This window comes from Pseudoduganella sp. LjRoot289 (genome assembly GCF_964252925.1).
Lineage (GTDB): Bacteria > Pseudomonadota > Gammaproteobacteria > Burkholderiales > Burkholderiaceae_D > Rugamonas.
This window is the reverse complement of sequence record NZ_CAXUPN020000001.1, coordinates 966,632-981,483: the sequence shown is the minus strand read 5'-3', so window position 1 is coordinate 981,483 and position 14,852 is coordinate 966,632. Positions and strand designations below refer to the sequence as shown.

12 protein-coding genes and 6 tRNA genes are annotated in these 14,852 nt (G+C 65.1%); 3 read left to right on the top strand and 15 right to left on the bottom strand.

The features are described 5' to 3' along the window. Positions 1–19 precede the first annotated feature (19 nt). The 4 genes from ACSQ8Y_RS04425 to ACSQ8Y_RS04410 all read right to left on the bottom strand — a co-directional run bounded on the left by ACSQ8Y_RS04425 (position 20) and on the right by ACSQ8Y_RS04410 (position 6,416). Complete coding sequence (locus ACSQ8Y_RS04425; protein ID WP_436265239.1) at positions 20–2,182, bottom strand: TonB-dependent receptor; 2,163 nt, start codon at positions 2,180–2,182, stop codon at positions 20–22. A gap of 113 nt (positions 2,183–2,295) precedes the next feature. Continuing rightward, on the bottom strand, positions 2,296–2,901 hold the full coding sequence (locus tag ACSQ8Y_RS04420) for an NADPH-dependent FMN reductase (protein WP_436265238.1): 606 nt from the start codon (positions 2,899–2,901) through the stop codon (positions 2,296–2,298). Beyond that, positions 2,898–5,291 (bottom strand): glycoside hydrolase family 3 protein, encoded by a 2,394-nt coding sequence (locus ACSQ8Y_RS04415; protein ID WP_436265237.1) that lies wholly within the window; start codon positions 5,289–5,291, stop codon positions 2,898–2,900. Before ACSQ8Y_RS04415 ends, ACSQ8Y_RS04420 begins: the two co-directional genes overlap by 4 nt. 30 nt (positions 5,292–5,321) lie before the next feature. Continuing rightward, positions 5,322–6,416: an LLM class flavin-dependent oxidoreductase gene (locus ACSQ8Y_RS04410; protein WP_436265236.1), complete on the bottom strand. Its 1,095-nt coding sequence runs from the start codon at positions 6,414–6,416 to the stop codon at positions 5,322–5,324. A gap of 243 nt (positions 6,417–6,659) precedes the next feature. On the opposite strand from ACSQ8Y_RS04410, the gene tnpA reads away from it, so the two are divergent. The 3 genes from tnpA to tnpC are packed head-to-tail and all read left to right on the top strand — an operon-like array spanning position 6,660 to position 8,976. Beyond that, positions 6,660–7,034, top strand: coding sequence for an IS66-like element accessory protein TnpA (tnpA, locus tag ACSQ8Y_RS04405; protein ID WP_436265235.1), 375 nt, complete (start codon positions 6,660–6,662; stop codon positions 7,032–7,034). Beyond that, complete coding sequence (tnpB, locus tag ACSQ8Y_RS04400) at positions 7,031–7,378, top strand: IS66 family insertion sequence element accessory protein TnpB (protein WP_056139924.1); 348 nt, start codon at positions 7,031–7,033, stop codon at positions 7,376–7,378. The genes tnpA and tnpB overlap by 4 nt, the downstream gene beginning before the upstream one ends. Before the next feature lie 29 nt (positions 7,379–7,407). Then, entirely contained in the window at positions 7,408–8,976 is a 1,569-nt protein-coding gene (tnpC, locus tag ACSQ8Y_RS04395) for an IS66 family transposase (RefSeq protein ID WP_436265234.1), read from the top strand. Between the two features lie 241 nt (positions 8,977–9,217). On the opposite strand, the gene ACSQ8Y_RS04390 is transcribed toward tnpC, so the two are convergent. The 11 genes from ACSQ8Y_RS04390 to recO all read right to left on the bottom strand — a co-directional run bounded on the left by ACSQ8Y_RS04390 (position 9,218) and on the right by recO (position 14,847). After that, positions 9,218–9,291, bottom strand: a tRNA-Cys gene (locus ACSQ8Y_RS04390). A 51-nt stretch (positions 9,292–9,342) separates the two neighbouring features. Beyond that, positions 9,343–9,418 (bottom strand) — tRNA-Gly (locus tag ACSQ8Y_RS04385). Positions 9,419–9,444: 26 nt separating this feature from the next. Continuing rightward, positions 9,445–9,520 (bottom strand) — tRNA-Gly (locus ACSQ8Y_RS04380). Positions 9,521–9,558: 38 nt separating this feature from the next. Then, a tRNA-Gly gene (locus ACSQ8Y_RS04375) sits at positions 9,559–9,634 on the bottom strand. Between the two features lie 56 nt (positions 9,635–9,690). After that, positions 9,691–9,766: transfer RNA gene (locus tag ACSQ8Y_RS04370), tRNA-Gly, on the bottom strand. A gap of 43 nt (positions 9,767–9,809) precedes the next feature. After that, positions 9,810–9,885: transfer RNA gene (locus tag ACSQ8Y_RS04365), tRNA-Gly, on the bottom strand. A 107-nt stretch (positions 9,886–9,992) separates the two neighbouring features. After that, positions 9,993–10,583: a CDP-diacylglycerol--glycerol-3-phosphate 3-phosphatidyltransferase gene (gene pgsA, locus ACSQ8Y_RS04360; protein ID WP_436265232.1), complete on the bottom strand. Its 591-nt coding sequence runs from the start codon at positions 10,581–10,583 to the stop codon at positions 9,993–9,995. A gap of 90 nt (positions 10,584–10,673) precedes the next feature. Continuing rightward, positions 10,674–12,647 (bottom strand): excinuclease ABC subunit UvrC, encoded by a 1,974-nt coding sequence (gene uvrC, locus ACSQ8Y_RS04355; RefSeq protein WP_436269750.1) that lies wholly within the window; start codon positions 12,645–12,647, stop codon positions 10,674–10,676. Positions 12,648–12,693: 46 nt separating this feature from the next. Further along, on the bottom strand, positions 12,694–13,095 hold the full coding sequence (acpS, locus tag ACSQ8Y_RS04350) for a holo-ACP synthase (RefSeq protein ID WP_436265231.1): 402 nt from the start codon (positions 13,093–13,095) through the stop codon (positions 12,694–12,696). Next, positions 13,092–13,862 (bottom strand): pyridoxine 5'-phosphate synthase, encoded by a 771-nt coding sequence (gene pdxJ / locus ACSQ8Y_RS04345; protein WP_436265230.1) that lies wholly within the window; start codon positions 13,860–13,862, stop codon positions 13,092–13,094. The genes acpS and pdxJ overlap by 4 nt, the downstream gene beginning before the upstream one ends. Positions 13,863–13,902: 40 nt before the next feature. Then, entirely contained in the window at positions 13,903–14,847 is a 945-nt protein-coding gene (gene recO / locus ACSQ8Y_RS04340; RefSeq protein WP_436265229.1) for a DNA repair protein RecO, read from the bottom strand. Positions 14,848–14,852 lie beyond the last annotated feature (5 nt).

Below are 14,852 nucleotides of genomic sequence, written 5' to 3'. Positions count from 1 at the left end.
AAGTGATGGCGCCTGGGCCTCAGAACTGGGTGCCTGCGCGCAGGCCGTAGGTGCGTGGCGCGCCGATGCCGAAACCGCCAGGCAGCAGGCTGTCGAGTGTGACGGTGTTCTCCAGATTGCGCGCGTATACCTGCACGTAGAAGCTTTGCGCAGGCGCGGTGTAGGTCATGGCTATGTCGCTCTTGCGGTAGGCCGGCTGCCGGTAGCGTATCGCCTCGGCGAAATCGCTGAGGAAGTAAGCGCCGTTCAGCCGCGTGCCGGCCCTCGCCACCACGCTGGCGCCACTGGCGAGCATGAAGGTGTGCGCATAAGCGAGGCTGGCGTTGTAGGCTGGCGCGCGGTCGATCTGCTGTCCCGACCAGTCGTTGCCGGCGTTCGGGCGGTAAGACTTGAACTTGCCGTCCGAGGTGGCGAACGAGAGGTTGATGCGGTCGTCCTGCGTGGCGTTGTAGCTGCCCTCCAGCTCCACGCCCTTGACGGTGGCATTGGACGCGTTGGTGGTCAGCGCGCCGCAATCGGCGCCGCTGCTGCCGCTGGCGCAGACCACGGAGGTCAGTTGCATGTCCTTGTAGTCGTAGTGGAAGGCGGCGGCGCTCAGGCGCAGCCGGTTGCCGAGGAAGCGGCCTTTGACGCCTGCTTCCACGGAGGCCAGGTTCTCCGGCTTGTATTCCGCGCCGCTGGTGTCGTTGAAGCCGCCCGCCTTGTAGCCGGTAGACACGCTGCCGTACACCATCAGCGCCGGGCGCACGTCGTAATCGGCCGCCAGGCGGAAGTTGGACTTCGCGCTAGCCACGTGCGCGCTGTAGCCCGGACCGGTGGCGCTGCCGCTGATCGGATCGTGGCCGGATTTTTCATCCCGGGTGCTGCGCGCGCCCAGCGTCACGCGCAAGTCCTTCAGCACGCGGTAAGTCAGCTGGCCGAACGCCGCCTTGGAACGGCTTTCTATGGTGGGCGCGAACGGCAGCACGATCAGCGGTCCCGGCGTCACCGTGTAGTAGGTGCCGGCGCGGAAGATGTCTTCGTTGAAGCGGTACACGCCGGCGACCCAGTTCAACGCCGATTCGCCGCTCGAATTCAGGCGCAGCTCATGGCTGCGCTGGGTCGATTCGCCATTGATCGTGTTGTACAAGGGGAAGCCGAAATAGCTTCCGTTGTTCAGCTGATCGATTTGCGCGTGCAGGCGGGCATACTGATAGGTCAGCTCGGCCACGCCGCCCAGGCTGGTCTTGAACTCGGAACGCAGCGAGGTGGCCACATCGGCCTTGTGCGAACCGACATTCGCGAAGCGAAAGGCAGCGGTCAGCTGGGCCTCGGCCCCACGGTCGACATACACGGGGTTGAGCAGGTTGTTGCCGCCGGCAATGGGGGTGCCCTTGAAGAAGTTTGTCAGCGGCACACTGCTGGAACCGTTGCCGCCAGCCTTGCTGCGCTCCGCCGTCAGCAGCCAGGTGGTCTGCGGCGTGAAGGTGAACAGCGCATGCACGCGGCCGGCGCTGTCGTCTTGGTCGGCCAGCCCCACGGTATTCGGGCCGGGGCGCAGATAGCTGTGGTGGCTGACCGTGAGCGCGGCCGCGCGCAGCGCCAGCGTGCCGTCGACCGGAATATTGAGCATGCCCTCGACGCGCCGCGACGCGTAGTCGCCCAGCTCCGCATCGACCCGGCCTTCCAGCTTGCCGGACGGCTTGTTGGTGATCAGGTTGATGGCGCCGGCGGTGGCGTTGCGGCCGTACAGCGTACCTTGCGGACCGCGCAGCACTTCTATCCGTTCCAGGTCCAGAAAGCTGCCCAGCTGCGCCTCGCTGCGGCCGATGTAGGCGCCATCGACATTGAAGGCGGTCGAGGAATCGCCCTTCTCGCTGGTGTCCAGGCTCACCACGCCCCGGATCGCAATCTGCAGCTTGCCCGAGTCGGTGGAAATTTGCACGTTGGGCGCAAGTTCGGTCAGCGCCACCGCGTTGGTGGCGCCGGCCTGGCGCAGCTCTTCGCCCCCCAGCACCGACAGCGCCAGCGGCGTCTTCGATGCCGGCTGCGCGGTCTTCTGCGCCGTGACGATGACTTCCTGGATCTGGCCATCCTGGGCCGCAGCGCCGGTCATGGCGGCGCACAGGCAAGCGAGGAGGATGGATTGCGGCGGCCGCGAGGACGCGGACAGCCGGCGGCTTGCTACGGTTTTCTTAGGCACATTTGTCTCCAGGGCACCTGACTTTTTCAGTCTTATTTTCCGCACGCGCCTGTATTTTCAGGCGTCATGACGGGGCTAGAATAGCACAGCTTTAGAACCAGAATTCTAATTTTTTAATAGCTCGCGGCGGGACTGCGCACGCCTACCACCTGCTCGGCCAGCATGCGCAGGCTGCCGCTCACTTGCGGGTCCAGGCACTGGCCGTCCGCATCGAACAGGCGCACGCCGGCGGTGTTGAGCGTGACGCCCAGCGGGGTCGGCCAACCGCGCAGCGCATGCACGATGGAACGCATGGCCCCCAGCGTGGTGTTGCAGCCCTGCCAGCCGGCCGCCGTCACGATGCAGCCGACCGGCATGCCGTCCAGGTAGACGCGCTCGTCGGCGCGCAGGTCCTCCAGCAGGTCGATGGCGTTCTTCACCAGGCCCGAGACGCCGCCATGGTAGCCGGGCGAGGCGAAGATGACGGCATCGGCACGGCGCACCGCGTCCACCAGCGCGCGCTGGCTGTCGGTGCGGTCGCTCTGCTCGGGCGAATAGCCTGCCAGCGCAGCGAGCGCCTCGCCGCCGAACAACCGCGTCTCGGCGCCCAATTCCTCGGCGTGGCGCAGCGCTGTGCGCAGCGCGCTTTCCGTGCTTGAACCGGGCCGGGTGGTGCCGCCGATACCGACAATGTAGGGTGCACGGCTTTGGGCGCGGGCGGTGTTGCTCAGTTGGTTCATGATTTGTCTCCTTGAATAGTGATGGTTGCCGACAGCGGCAGCTCTGCACTGGATCGGCCGGCCAGCAGTTGAATCGGGCCCGGCAGCGTGGTCCAGCCGTCGCGCCAGGTCTGCAGGCGGCGCAGCGGCACCGCGAGCCGGACCTCGGTGCGCGCGCCGGCCTCCAGCCATACTTTGGCGTAGGCGACCAGGGTCAGCTCGGGCTGGGCGCGGTAGACCTGGACCACTTCGGCGCCGGCGCGCAAGCCGGTATTGCGCAATTCGACTGTGAATTCGCAACCGTCGGCGCTGGCCTGCACGCGGGCGTCGCGCAGCTCGAAGCTGGCGTAGCCCAGCCCGGCCCCGAAGGGCTGCCGCGCCGCGATGCCGCGCGCGGCCAGGCCGCGGTAGCCGAAGCGCACGCCGTCGGTGTAGTGCAAATCGCCGTTGGCGTCCGGCTGCAGCGACAGCGCCGGGTAATCGCTGTCCGAACAGGCGATGGTGACCGGCATGCGTCCGCCCGGCTCGCGGTCGCCGGCCAACACCTGCGCCAGCGCCGGGCCGAACTCCTGGCCGGGATACCAGCAGTGCAGCACGGCCCTGGCCTGCTGCTCCCAGGCTGTGTCGAAAGCGTGGCCGACGTTGGTGACGATGACGGTATTCGGATTGGCGGCGCAGACGCGTTCAATCAGCGCCAACTGCTCCGCCGGCAGATAAGTATCCGGCCGGTCCTTGCTTTCCACGCTGGCGTCCGAGGTCTCGCCGACAATCAGGATGACGGCGTCCGCCTCGGCTGCCGCCTGCGCTGCGGCAGCCATCATGGCGCTCGCGGTGCCGGGCGCGCGCACGCCGTACCACAGCCCCTGGCAGCGGGCTGCCGTGTAGCGCAGTTCCACCACCACCTCGACGCTGCTGCCCTGCTCCAGTTCTACCGCGACACTGTCGGCATCGCCGCTCTTCAGGCGTCCCATGACGTCGCCCGGCGCCAGCTGCTCGTGGCGCCTGAACACTTCCCGTCCGCCCACCAGCAGCCGCAGGGCGCCGGTGCCACCCACGTAGAACAAGTGCGCTCCGCTTTCGCTGGCCGTGTACACACCGCTGGCGCGGGTACCGGCATGGGCCTGCAAAGCGCCCGACTCGTGCACGCCGTGGAACCAGGTCAGCGAGTTGGTGTCGCGCGTTTCGCTCAGCAGCGGCGGGCCGGCCAGATCGGCGTTGTCGAAGTAGTCTATCGTCATGCCCTTGACGCAGCCGTCGCCCAGCGCGCGCGCCGGGCGGACCGGCATGCGCGGCAGCTTGGGCTGCGGGTCGACGCCGGGCGCGTAGGCGGTAATGGCGTCGCCAAAGCGTGCCCGCAAGGCGTCCAGCGGCAGCACGGCGTCGGGCTTGACGGCGATCTTGGCGAAAGTGCCGCCCTGGAAGCACGGCGCACTCGCGTTGGGGCCAATCACGGCGATGCGGGGCCAGCGCTTGGGATCCAGCGGCAGCATCGCGTCCTCGTTGCGCACCAGGGTGAAGCCGCCGGCGGCGGCCTCGATCAGCAGCGCCGTCGCCGCAGCGTCGTCCGTGGGGGCCTCCTTGCCGGCGGCGAAGCGGCGCGCGGCGCCGGCCACGCGCTGTGCCGCGTCCCGCAGGCGCGCAAGCGGCACCAGCCCCTCCGCCACAGCGGCTGCGCTGCGCGCGCCGAGAAAGCGCGCCGGTCCGGGCATTTCCAGGTCCAGGCCGCCGCTCAGCGAGCCAAGCGTGGAATGGGTACCGAACCAGTCGCTCATAAAGACGCCAGGGAAGCGCCATTCGTTCTTGACGATGTCGCGCACTACCGGCTCGGCTTCCGCGCACCAGGCGCCGTTGATCTTGTTATACGCAGTGAGCATGCCTGCGCAGCCGGCCTGCGCAGCCATCTCGAACGGCAGCAGATAGACTTCTCGCAGCGTGCGTTCGTCCACCACCGCGTTCATCCGGTCGCGCTCCGTTTCGCTGTCGTTGCAGACCAGGTGCTTGGCGATGGCGCCGGTACCGGCCGACTGGCAGCCCTGCACCCATGCCGCGCCCAGCGTGCCGCACAGCAGCGGATCTTCCGAAAAATATTCGAAGGCGCGGCCGGACAAGGGGCTGCGCGCCATGTTCAGGTTGGGCGCCAGCATCAGGTCTACGCCGCGCCGCACCGCCTCGCCGCCCACCAGGCGCCCCACCCGCTGCACCAGCGCCGGGTCCCAGCAGGCGCCAAGCGCCAGCGGCGACGGCGTCAGCAAGGAGATGTCGCGCTCGTCGACGCGCGCGCCTGCCACTCCCATCGGCCCGTCGGCCATGCTGAGCGAGGCAATGCCGGCCTCCGGTATCGCCGCCGTGGTCCACATGGTGGCGCCGGCGGTCAGGGCCGCCATGTCCGCCACGCTGAGTTCTTTTGTCATTCTGGTCTCCCTCTCCTGCCGCCGTGCCGATTATTTGAAAGCCGGCAGCACGTGCTCGGCCAGCAGCTGCAAGGTCTGGTTCGCGTAGGCCAGGCGCTGGCCCGTCAACGGACCGGTGGTGGTGCCGCACAGGATGTTGCCGATGCCGACTTCCTGGTAGGCGCGCAGCTTGCCGATCACCGTCTCCGGGCTGCCGTACAGGCACCAGGTGGCCATCCACTCCTCCGTCAGCGCCGAGTTGGTGCGGTCGGTTTTTTTGTTGGCGTCGTCCGCCTCGGCCTTGGCGTTGAAGGCGGCTTCGCGCTCGACTGCTTCCTGATACCAGGTCAGGATTTCCATCACCTCCTTGTGCGCCTGCTCGTCGGTGGGCGCCAGGTGGACGCACTGGTAGCTATGGGTGGTCCAGGACAGTGCGTCGGCCACGGTTTCATCGGAATGGCCGGCGCTGGTGAGCTGTTCGTGATAGCTGGCGAAGTACTTTTTCACGTGGCTGAGTGGATCAGCGCCACCAATCTTGGGCGGCGTGAACGCCGGGATGAAGGCCGGCCATCCATTCACGGCGGCGCGCGTGGTGCTGCTCTCTTTCATGGCAACGGGCATCAGGCGCGCCTGTTTTTGGCCATACGGCGCGGGCGCAATGCGCTGCAGCACGCGGCCCTTGTGGAAGCCATGCAGCTCGATCGGCGCATCGTCGATCTGCTTCCTCCACAACGCTTCCGCCGCCTGCAGGTTCTCTTCCGCGATGCGGCCGGCGTCCTTGTAGTTGACGCCAAAGCCGATCATTTCTTCCGGCGTGGTACCCGAGCCGATACCGACCAGCAGCTTGCCCTTGGTCAGATGGTCGAGGATGTTGATACGCTCGACGAAGCGCACCGGATGGTGCAGCGGCACCGAGGTGACCGAAAAGCCGAAGTGCATGTCCGGCAGCTTGGCCGCCAGATACGAGGCGAACATATAGCTGTCGCTGGCCACCGGCATGTAGCCGTTGAAGTGGTGGTCTGGCAGGAAGATGGCGTCGAAGCCCAGTTTGCCGGCCAGCAGCGCGTGTTGCTCCAGATCGACAATCAGCTGTTTATCAGCGTCCGCGCTCATGGTGCGGGCATTCAGGAAGACGGAGAAGCGCATGGTAGATCCCTTGTGTGAGTGTGGCTGAAAACCCGGGCTTTAAATCAGAATCCGAATTCTAATTATGTTATTCGCCTGCATTGCCAAAGTCAACCGGTGGCCTATCCAAAAAACGAATAGCTGGAATGAATGGAACTGATTGGACGCCAGCGCCTGCTCAGTAAGCGTCTGCCCTGCACCGTCTGTTCGTAGCGAGTAGCGTCTGCCAAAGTAGTTCCCGTTACTTTTTTAGCGGGAACTATTGTGGACACTGAAGTGGAGTCGGGCGGTCGTAGAGGGCGACCAAACTACTCGCCCGAGTTTAAACATCGGCTGGCAGTTGCGGCCTGCGATCCCGGCGTATCGGTATCGAAACTGGCCCAGGATCACGGCATCAACACCAACATGCTGTTCAAATGGCGTCGCGACCTGCGCGCTGGCCTGCTGGCCGCGCCGGCTACGGATGAAACGAGGCTGCTCCCGGTGGTGCTGAAACCGTCCGCGCCGGCAGCAAAGCCGGCAAACGGCGCCGCGCGCGCGAGCGCTATCGAAATCACCATTGCCGACGCCGCCGTGCGTGCCTGCGCCGGAACGGACGCGGCGTTACTGCGGCTGGTACTGCAAAGTCTGCGCGCATGATTGGCCTTCCTGCCGGCACCCGGATCTGGCTCGCCGCCGGCATCACCGATATGCGCGCTGGCATGAACGGGCTGGCGGCCAAGGTGGAGACTGCGCTGGCCGAAGATCCTTTCAGCGGCCACGTCTTCGTGTTCCGTGGCCGACGCGGCGACATGATCAAGGTGCTGTGGTGGACTGGCGATGGCCTGTGCTTGCTGGCTAAGCGTCTTGAGCGGGGACGCTTCGTCTGGCCGCAGGCCGACAGCGGTAGCGTGGCACTGACGCAAGCCCAGCTTTCCATGCTATTGGAGGGAATCGACTGGCGCCGACCAGAGCGAACCTGGCGGCCGACGTCGGCCTTGTAAACGTAGTCTGCCTCGCGTAAACTCGCTTCATGCTGACTGCCGCCGACCTCCCTGACGATATCGCCGCCCTCAAGGCATTGCTATTGGCAAGCGAACGTCGCGTTCAAGAACGCGATGACCAGGTGGCCGGACTGGAAGCGCAGTTGAACACGCGCGCCGCCGAGATCGAGCATCTCAAGCTGTGGATCGCCAAGCTGCGGCGCATGCAGTTCGGCCGCAAGTCCGAGAAACTCGACCACCAGATCGAGCAGCTGGAACTGCAGTTGGAAGACCTGCAGGCCGATGAGGGCGAGGTGGCGAAGGCGATACCTGAAACTGACCGGGCACCACGCAACAAGCCCGTACGCAAGCCGCTGCCTGAGCACCTGCCTCGCGATGAAAAGGTCCACCTGCCCGCCGCCGACGCGTGTCCGTCTTGCGGTGGCGGACTGCGCTTTCTGGGCGAGGAGGATGTGGCCGAACAGCTCGAATATGTACCCGCCAGTTTCCGCGTAATTCGCCATGTTCGCCCCAAGCTCGCTTGCAGCTGCTGCGACGCCATCGTGCAAGCACCTGCGCCGAGCCGCCCGATTGAACGCGGCATTGCCGGCCCCGGTTTGCTGGCACATGTCCTAGTGGCGAAGTTCGCCGACCACTTGCCGCTCTACCGCCAGAGCGTGATCTATGCACGGGAAGGTGTGGATCTGGATCGCGCGCTGCTGGCAAGCTGGGTTGGCGCTGCGAGCGCCTTGCTGCGCCCACTGGTCGATGCCATCCGGCGCCATGTGCTGGCCGCGACCAAGCTGCATGCCGACGACACGCCGATCCCGGTGCTCGCTCCCGGCAATGGCAAAACCAAGACTGCCCGGCTGTGGACATACGTGCGCGATGACCGGCCAAGCGGCGACACGGCTCCGGCCGCCGTCTGGTTCGCCTACTCGCCGGATCGCAAGGGCATCCATCCGCAAACCCATCTGGCCGGCTTCAGCGGCGTGCTGCAGGCCGATGCCTATGCTGGCTTCAACGCGCTTTACGAAGATGGCGCGATCGAAGAGGCCGCATGCTGGGCCCATGCCCGGCGAAAATTCTACGATCTGCACGAAGCGCGGCCTTCGGCGCTGACGACGGAGGCGCTACGCAGGATCGCCGAACTTTACGTCATCGAGGCCGATATCCGGGGCAAGCCTCCCGATCAACGGCGACAGGCCCGCCAGATCAGGGCCAAGCCCTTGCTCGACGACCTTGAGCGCTGGCTACGCGCCGCGCTTGAGAAGCTGTCGCGCAAGTCGGATACATCGACCGCCATCTTGTACTCGCTCAACCTGTGGCCGGCACTGACACGCTACTGCGACGACGGCGCCATCGAAATCGACAACTCCACCGCCGAGCGTGCCTTGCGTGGCGTGGCCATCGGCCGCCGCAACTACCTGTTTGCGGGCGCGGACTCCGGCGGTGAACGCGCCGCCGCCATCTACTCGCTGATCGGTACGGCCAAGCTTAACGGGGTCGATCCCGAAGTTTGGTTGCGCCATGTGCTAGCCCACATCGCCGATCATCCCGTCAATCGTGTTGACGAGTTCCTGCCCTGGCATTGCGCCGGGCAGCTGGCCCCTGCCTGAACAACACTCCGCTTCCCAGCGGTGTGACGTCATCATCTAATTATTCGACGCAGGCATCAACACGGCCCTGGACAGACGCTTACCGCTTGATGGAGGCCATGGTGTCAGCATAGACCAAACAACAAAGGTGTCAAATATGCAAAACGGCAAGAAGGCCGTTGCAACGCACGGCGTACCGCTAATGCGTAGCGGTTCAGGATCATCCTGAACCGTCATACAATGTGCTAAGTGCTTGATATTCTGGAGGCGAGGATCGGAGTCGAACCGACCTAGACGGCTTTGCAGGCCGCTGCATAACCGCTTTGCTACCTCGCCGAGGGAGACTGGTCTGAAACGGCAGCCGGTTAATGTCTGCCGTTCGAATTCTGGAGCGGGAGAAGAGTCTCGAACTCTCGACCTCAACCTTGGCAAGGTTGCGCTCTACCAACTGAGCTACTCCCGCATTGGAGTATTACTTTTGCAAAACCGTGGAGCGGGAGAAGAGTCTCGAACTCTCGACCTCAACCTTGGCAAGGTTGCGCTCTACCAACTGAGCTACTCCCGCATTGGAGTTTTGTTACTATCGCCACTACTTGCAAAACCTGGAGCGGGAGAAGAGTCTCGAACTCTCGACCTCAACCTTGGCAAGGTTGCGCTCTACCAACTGAGCTACTCCCGCATGGAGCCTTACACTTTTTGCTACCCTAACACGCCAATCTTGTGCCACACAAAGAATGGAGCGGGAGAAGAGTCTCGAACTCTCGACCTCAACCTTGGCAAGGTTGCGCTCTACCAACTGAGCTACTCCCGCGTTAGGAACCGCATTATCGCAGAAACATTCTCGCACTGCAAACTGGAGCGGGAGAAGAGTCTCGAACTCTCGACCTCAACCTTGGCAAGGTTGCGCTCTACCAACTGAGCTACTCCCGCTTCGCTTTTGCTGCGCGTTGTTATCAACAACAGGCCAGCATTATAGACGATGGGCGCGGGCTGTCAAGAGTGAAAAGTTGCTTCGCTAACGATTATTGCAAAACGATTTAGTTCGATTCCAGCATGCCGCTCTTTTCCTTGATCAGCGGCCAAGCCTTCTTCAGGTAGTAAAACATCGACCACACCGTCAGCACGGCGGCCACCCACAGCAGCTTCTCGCCCCAGAAATGGGTGTCGACGGCGCCGAACAGGATGTCGTGGAACAGCAGCAAGGGGATGGCGGTCATCTGGGCCGCCGTCTTGATCTTGCCGATCGAATTCACCGCGACGGACTTCGAGGCGCCGATCTGCGCCATCCATTCGCGCAGCGCGGAGATGGTGATCTCGCGGCCGATGATGATGAAGGCGATGATGGCGTTGCAACGATCCAGCTGCACGAGAACCAGCAAGGCGCCGGCCACCATCAGCTTGTCGGCCACCGGGTCGAGGAAGGCGCCGAAGGCGGAAGTCTGGTTCCAGCGCCGGGCCAGGAAGCCGTCGAACCAGTCGGTGATGGCAGCGACGATGAACACCAGGGTGGCACCGAGATTGCGGTCGCTGACGGGCAGCCAGGCCGGCGGCAGGTAATACACGCCCACCACCAGCGGGATCAGCGCGACGCGCAACCAGGTCAGCAAAATCGGGATATTGAAAGGCATAGGTGACAGCGGCTCTGTGGCAAGTTAATTATTATCAATGCGCCGCTAGTCTACCTCGCCGCAGGGCTTAGCACCAGCGAACGCGGCCCCTTAGTGGAGCTGTTTGTAGATTTCTTCGGCCAAGGCGCTGGAAATGCCTTCAACCGACATCAAATCCTCGACGCTGGCATTGACCACGCCGCGCAGGCCGCCAAAGCGCGCCAGCAGCTTCTGGCGCCGTTTCGTGCCTATGCCCTCGATCTCCTCCAGGCGCGAAGTCGTGCGCGTCTTGGCGCGCTTGGCGCGCATGCCGGTGATGGCGAAGCGGTGCGCCTCGTCGCGTATCATCGCCACCAGCATCAGCGCGGCAGATTCCTTGCCCAGTTCCTGCGACGCGCGGCCGTCGACGAACATCAAGGTCTCCAGGCCGACGCGGCGGCCCTCCCCCTTCGCCACGCCGACGATCAGGCTCATGTCGAGGCCGAGTTCGGAAAACACCTGGCGCGCCATTTCGATCTGGCCCTTGCCGCCATCGATCAGCACCACGTCCGGCATCACGCCGTCGCCGTTGGCCACCTTTTCGTAGCGGCGCATCAGCACCTGGCGCATGGCGGCGTAATCGTCGCCGGGGGTGATGTCGTTGATGTTGTAGCGGCGGTATTCGCCGTTCTGCATCTGGTGGTGGTGGAACACCACGCACGACGCTTGCGTCGCTTCGCCCTGCGTGTGCGAGATGTCGAAGCATTCCACGCGCAGGGAGTCCAGGTCTTCGCTTTCCAGCGTGAGCGCTTCGGCCAAGGCGCGCGTGCGCGACTGCTGCGAACCCTGCTCGGACAGCAGCCGCGCCAGCGAGATCTCGGCGCCCTTCTGCGCCAGCTCGAGCCATTGGCGGCGCTGGCCCTGCGGCTGGAAGATGAGGTTGATGCGGTGGCCGCACTGCTCCTGCAAGGCGAGCATCAACTCCGGCTGGTCGTATTCGATGTTCAGGATCAGCGTGCCGGGGATGAATTTCTCGGTGTAGTGCTGCACCAGGAAGGCGCTCAGCACTTCCACTTCGGGCGCGGCTTCGGCCACGGCCACAGCGTCGCCCAGGTGGGACGGGAAGTAGGCGCGGTCGCCCAGGTGGCGGCCGCCGCGCACCATGGCCAGGTTGACGCAGGCACGCCCGCCTTGCACGATGACGGCAATCACGTCGACGTCGGCGTCGCCCGTGGTTTCCATGCTTTGCTGGTGCAGCACCTTGGCCAGCGACTGGATCTGGTTGCGCACCGACGCGGCCTGCTCGAACTTCAGCTCGGAGGCGAAGCCGTGCATCTTCTTTTCCAGGTCCTCCATCACCTCGGTGGTGCGGCCGCGCAGGAAACGGGCGGCGTTTTCCACGTCCACCTTGTAGTCTTCCGGCGCGATCAGGTCCACGCAGGGCGCGCTGCAGCGGCCAATCTGGTGCAGCAGGCAGGGCCGCGTGCGGTTGGAATAGACGCTGTCCTCGCAGGTGCGCAGCAGGAAGACCTTCTGCAGGATCTGCATCGATTCCTTGACCGCCCAGGAGTTCGGGAAGGGACCGAAGTACTGGTTCTTCTTGTCCACCGAGCCGCGGTAGTAGACCATGCGCGGCACGGCCTCGCCGGTGATCTTCAGGTAGGGATAGGATTTGTCGTCGCGGAACAGGATGTTGAAGCGCGGCTGCAGGGCCTTGATCAGGTTGTTTTCCAGGATCAGCGCCTCGGCCTCGCTGTGCGTGACCGTGGTCTCCAGGCGCGCGATGCGCTCGACCATCATGGCGATGCGCGGGCTGGCCAGGTTCTTCTGGAAGTAGCTCGACACCCGTTTCTTCAGGTCGCGCGCCTTGCCGACGTAGAGCACATTGTCGTTGGCGTCGAAGTAGCGGTACACGCCGGGCAGGCCGGGCAGCTTGGCGACGGTGGCCAGCACCTGCTCGCGCGGATCCTGAACGGGCGGCGCGACGGCAGCCTGCGGTGCCGCCCCCGCGAGGGGCAGCACCGGTTCGGGTCCGGACACCGACGGCACTGGCGCTGCCGGCGCGGCCGCCTGCGGTGCAGGCACAGGCACAGGCACAGGCAGCATATCGGACATATCGGGCGTATCTGGTGTCGTTGCGTCGTTCATTGCTCTACTTCGGTTCTGGTGCCTGCTCCACGACGACGAAGGCGACGGCGTAATCCGCCTCGTCGCTCACCGTCACGTGCGACGACAGGCGGTTCTGCCGCATGAATTCGGCCAGCGCGCCGGTGCATACCATCACCGGCTTGCCGCTTTCCTCGTTCAGCAACTGCGCGTTGTGCAAGGTCATCGGCGTGGCGACGCCGGTGCCGATGGCCTTGCCGAAGGCTTCCTTGGCCGCGAAGCGCGTGGCCACGAAGCGGTGCGCGCGCACCGGGCTGGCGGCCTTGCGCGCGCGGTAGGTTTCCAGCTCGTCCGGCCCCAGCACCTTGTCGGCGAAACGCTCGCTGCGCGTGAGCGCGTCGGCGACGCGGCCGATCTGGCAGATGTCGGTGCCGATGCCGAATATCATTTTGCGGCGAACGTGGCAGCCAGGCGCGTGGAGGTCATGATGGCCTTCATTTCGCGCACGGCGTTTTCCCAGCCGACGAAGACGGCGTGGGCGACAACCGCGTGGCCGATGTTCAGTTCCGCGATGTCCGGGATGGCGGCGATGGCTTGCACATTGGTGTAATGCAGGCCGTGGCCGGCGTTCACCTTCAGGCCGCGCTGCACGCCGAACAGCGTGCCGGCCTTGATGCGCTCCAGCTCCGCCGCCTGCTCGGCGCCTTCGGTGTCGGCGTAGCGGCCGGTGTGCAGCTCGATGACCGGCGCGCCGGCTTCGGCGGCGGCGGCGATCTGCTGCTCGTCGGCGTCGATGAACAGCGAGACGCGGATGCCTTCGGCCTGCAGCTGCCTGACGGCCGCTTGCACGTCGCTGAAGTGGCCGACCACGTCGAGGCCGCCCTCGGTGGTCACCTCGGTGCGCTTCTCCGGCACCAGGCAGACGTCGGCCGGCTTGATCATGCAGGCGAAGTCCAGCATCTCGCGCGTGACGGCCGCTTCCAGGTTCATGCGCGTGACCAGCTGCGGCGCCAGGGCGATGACGTCGGCGTCCTTGATGTGGCGGCGGTCTTCGCGCAGGTGCAAGGTGATGCAGTCGGCGCCGGCCTGCTCGGCCAGCAGCGCGGCGCGGATCGGGTCGGGATAGGCGGTGCCGCGCGCGTTGCGCAGGGTGGCCACGTGGTCGATGTTGATGCCCAGGTCGATGACGGGGCCGGACGGGTACAGGAAGCTCATATGTTCTCTATAACGAAAGGTAGCAACTACAGAGCAGCAACTACAGCTGCATCAAGTCTATCAGTATCTGGCGCGTGTTCAGCGGCGCGCCTCCCAGGTGATGCGCCAGCAGGAAGCGCATCAGTTGTTTGCTTTGCGCCTGCGTGGTGGCGTCTTGGTAATCCTCGCGCTCCATGTCGAGCAGCGTCTTGCCCGATACGCGCGGCCAGATGTCGCCGTCGCGTTCGGGGCGCGGGCCGCGCTCGGGGTCGACCACGTAGAGCTGGTCCGCCCTCACCTTCTGGCGCGTGCCGGTGCAGCGCGTCAGGTCGGCCGCGACGCCGGTCTCTTTCAGCAAGGCGCGTTCGAATTTCCGCAGCACGATGGGCGCGGGTTCATTATGCGCCAGCTGATTCAGCGTGGCGACGTAGTGGTCGAACAGGGCCGGGTGGGCGTCGTCGCGCGCGAGCAGCTTGACCAGCAGTTCGTTGAGGTAGAAGCCGCACAGCAGCGCGGTTTTTTCCAGCGGCAGCATGCCGCCCACCCATTCGGCGTCGGTCAGGGTGCGCAGCTCGTTCTTGCCGACGAAGCTGGCCGACAGCGGCTGGAAGGTCTGCAGCACACCGCGCAGCTGCGAATGCGGGCGCTTGGCGCCCTTCGCGATCAGGGCCACGCGACCATAGTCGCGCGTCAGCATGTCGACGATGAGGCTCGTTTCCTTGTAGGGATAGCTGTGCAGTACGAAGGCGGGCTGGCCGGCCACGCGGGTGCCCAGCGTGCGCTCGCGCGACGGCGCCCGGGCCCGCTTCGGGCGCTCCGCTGCCGCAGCCGCCACGGCCGTGCCTGCCGCATCCGTGCCGGACCCCGATCCGGTGCCTGACCCCGATCCGGCAGGCGCAGGCGCAACTACGGCCGAGTCCGCTGTGTCTGCTTTTCCGGCTTTGGGGGCTGACCCCGGGGGCGGAAATGTAGACACGACAGGCTCGGCCGTAACGGTGTCGTTCATTGCGC

What these genes read in the sequence shown, in the direction of transcription:
- ACSQ8Y_RS04420 (WP_436265238.1), bottom strand. Translation starts at nt 2,901, where the DNA reads ATGAACCAACTGAGCAACACCGCCCGCGCCCAAAGCCGTGCACCCTAC.
- ACSQ8Y_RS04415 (WP_436265237.1), bottom strand. Translation starts at nt 5,291, where the DNA reads ATGACAAAAGAACTCAGCGTGGCGGACATGGCGGCCCTGACCGCCGGC.
- ACSQ8Y_RS04410 (WP_436265236.1), bottom strand. Translation starts at nt 6,416, where the DNA reads ATGCGCTTCTCCGTCTTCCTGAATGCCCGCACCATGAGCGCGGACGCT.
- tnpB (WP_056139924.1), top strand. Translation starts at nt 7,031, where the DNA reads ATGATTGGCCTTCCTGCCGGCACCCGGATCTGGCTCGCCGCCGGCATC.
- tnpC (WP_436265234.1), top strand. Translation starts at nt 7,408, where the DNA reads ATGCTGACTGCCGCCGACCTCCCTGACGATATCGCCGCCCTCAAGGCA.
- pgsA (WP_436265232.1), bottom strand. Translation starts at nt 10,583, where the DNA reads ATGCCTTTCAATATCCCGATTTTGCTGACCTGGTTGCGCGTCGCGCTG.
- uvrC (WP_436269750.1), bottom strand. Translation starts at nt 12,647, where the DNA reads ATGCTGCCTGTGCCTGTGCCTGTGCCTGCACCGCAGGCGGCCGCGCCG.
- acpS (WP_436265231.1), bottom strand. Translation starts at nt 13,095, where the DNA reads ATGATATTCGGCATCGGCACCGACATCTGCCAGATCGGCCGCGTCGCC.
- pdxJ (WP_436265230.1), bottom strand. Translation starts at nt 13,862, where the DNA reads ATGAGCTTCCTGTACCCGTCCGGCCCCGTCATCGACCTGGGCATCAAC.
- recO (WP_436265229.1), bottom strand. Translation starts at nt 14,847, where the DNA reads ATGAACGACACCGTTACGGCCGAGCCTGTCGTGTCTACATTTCCGCCC.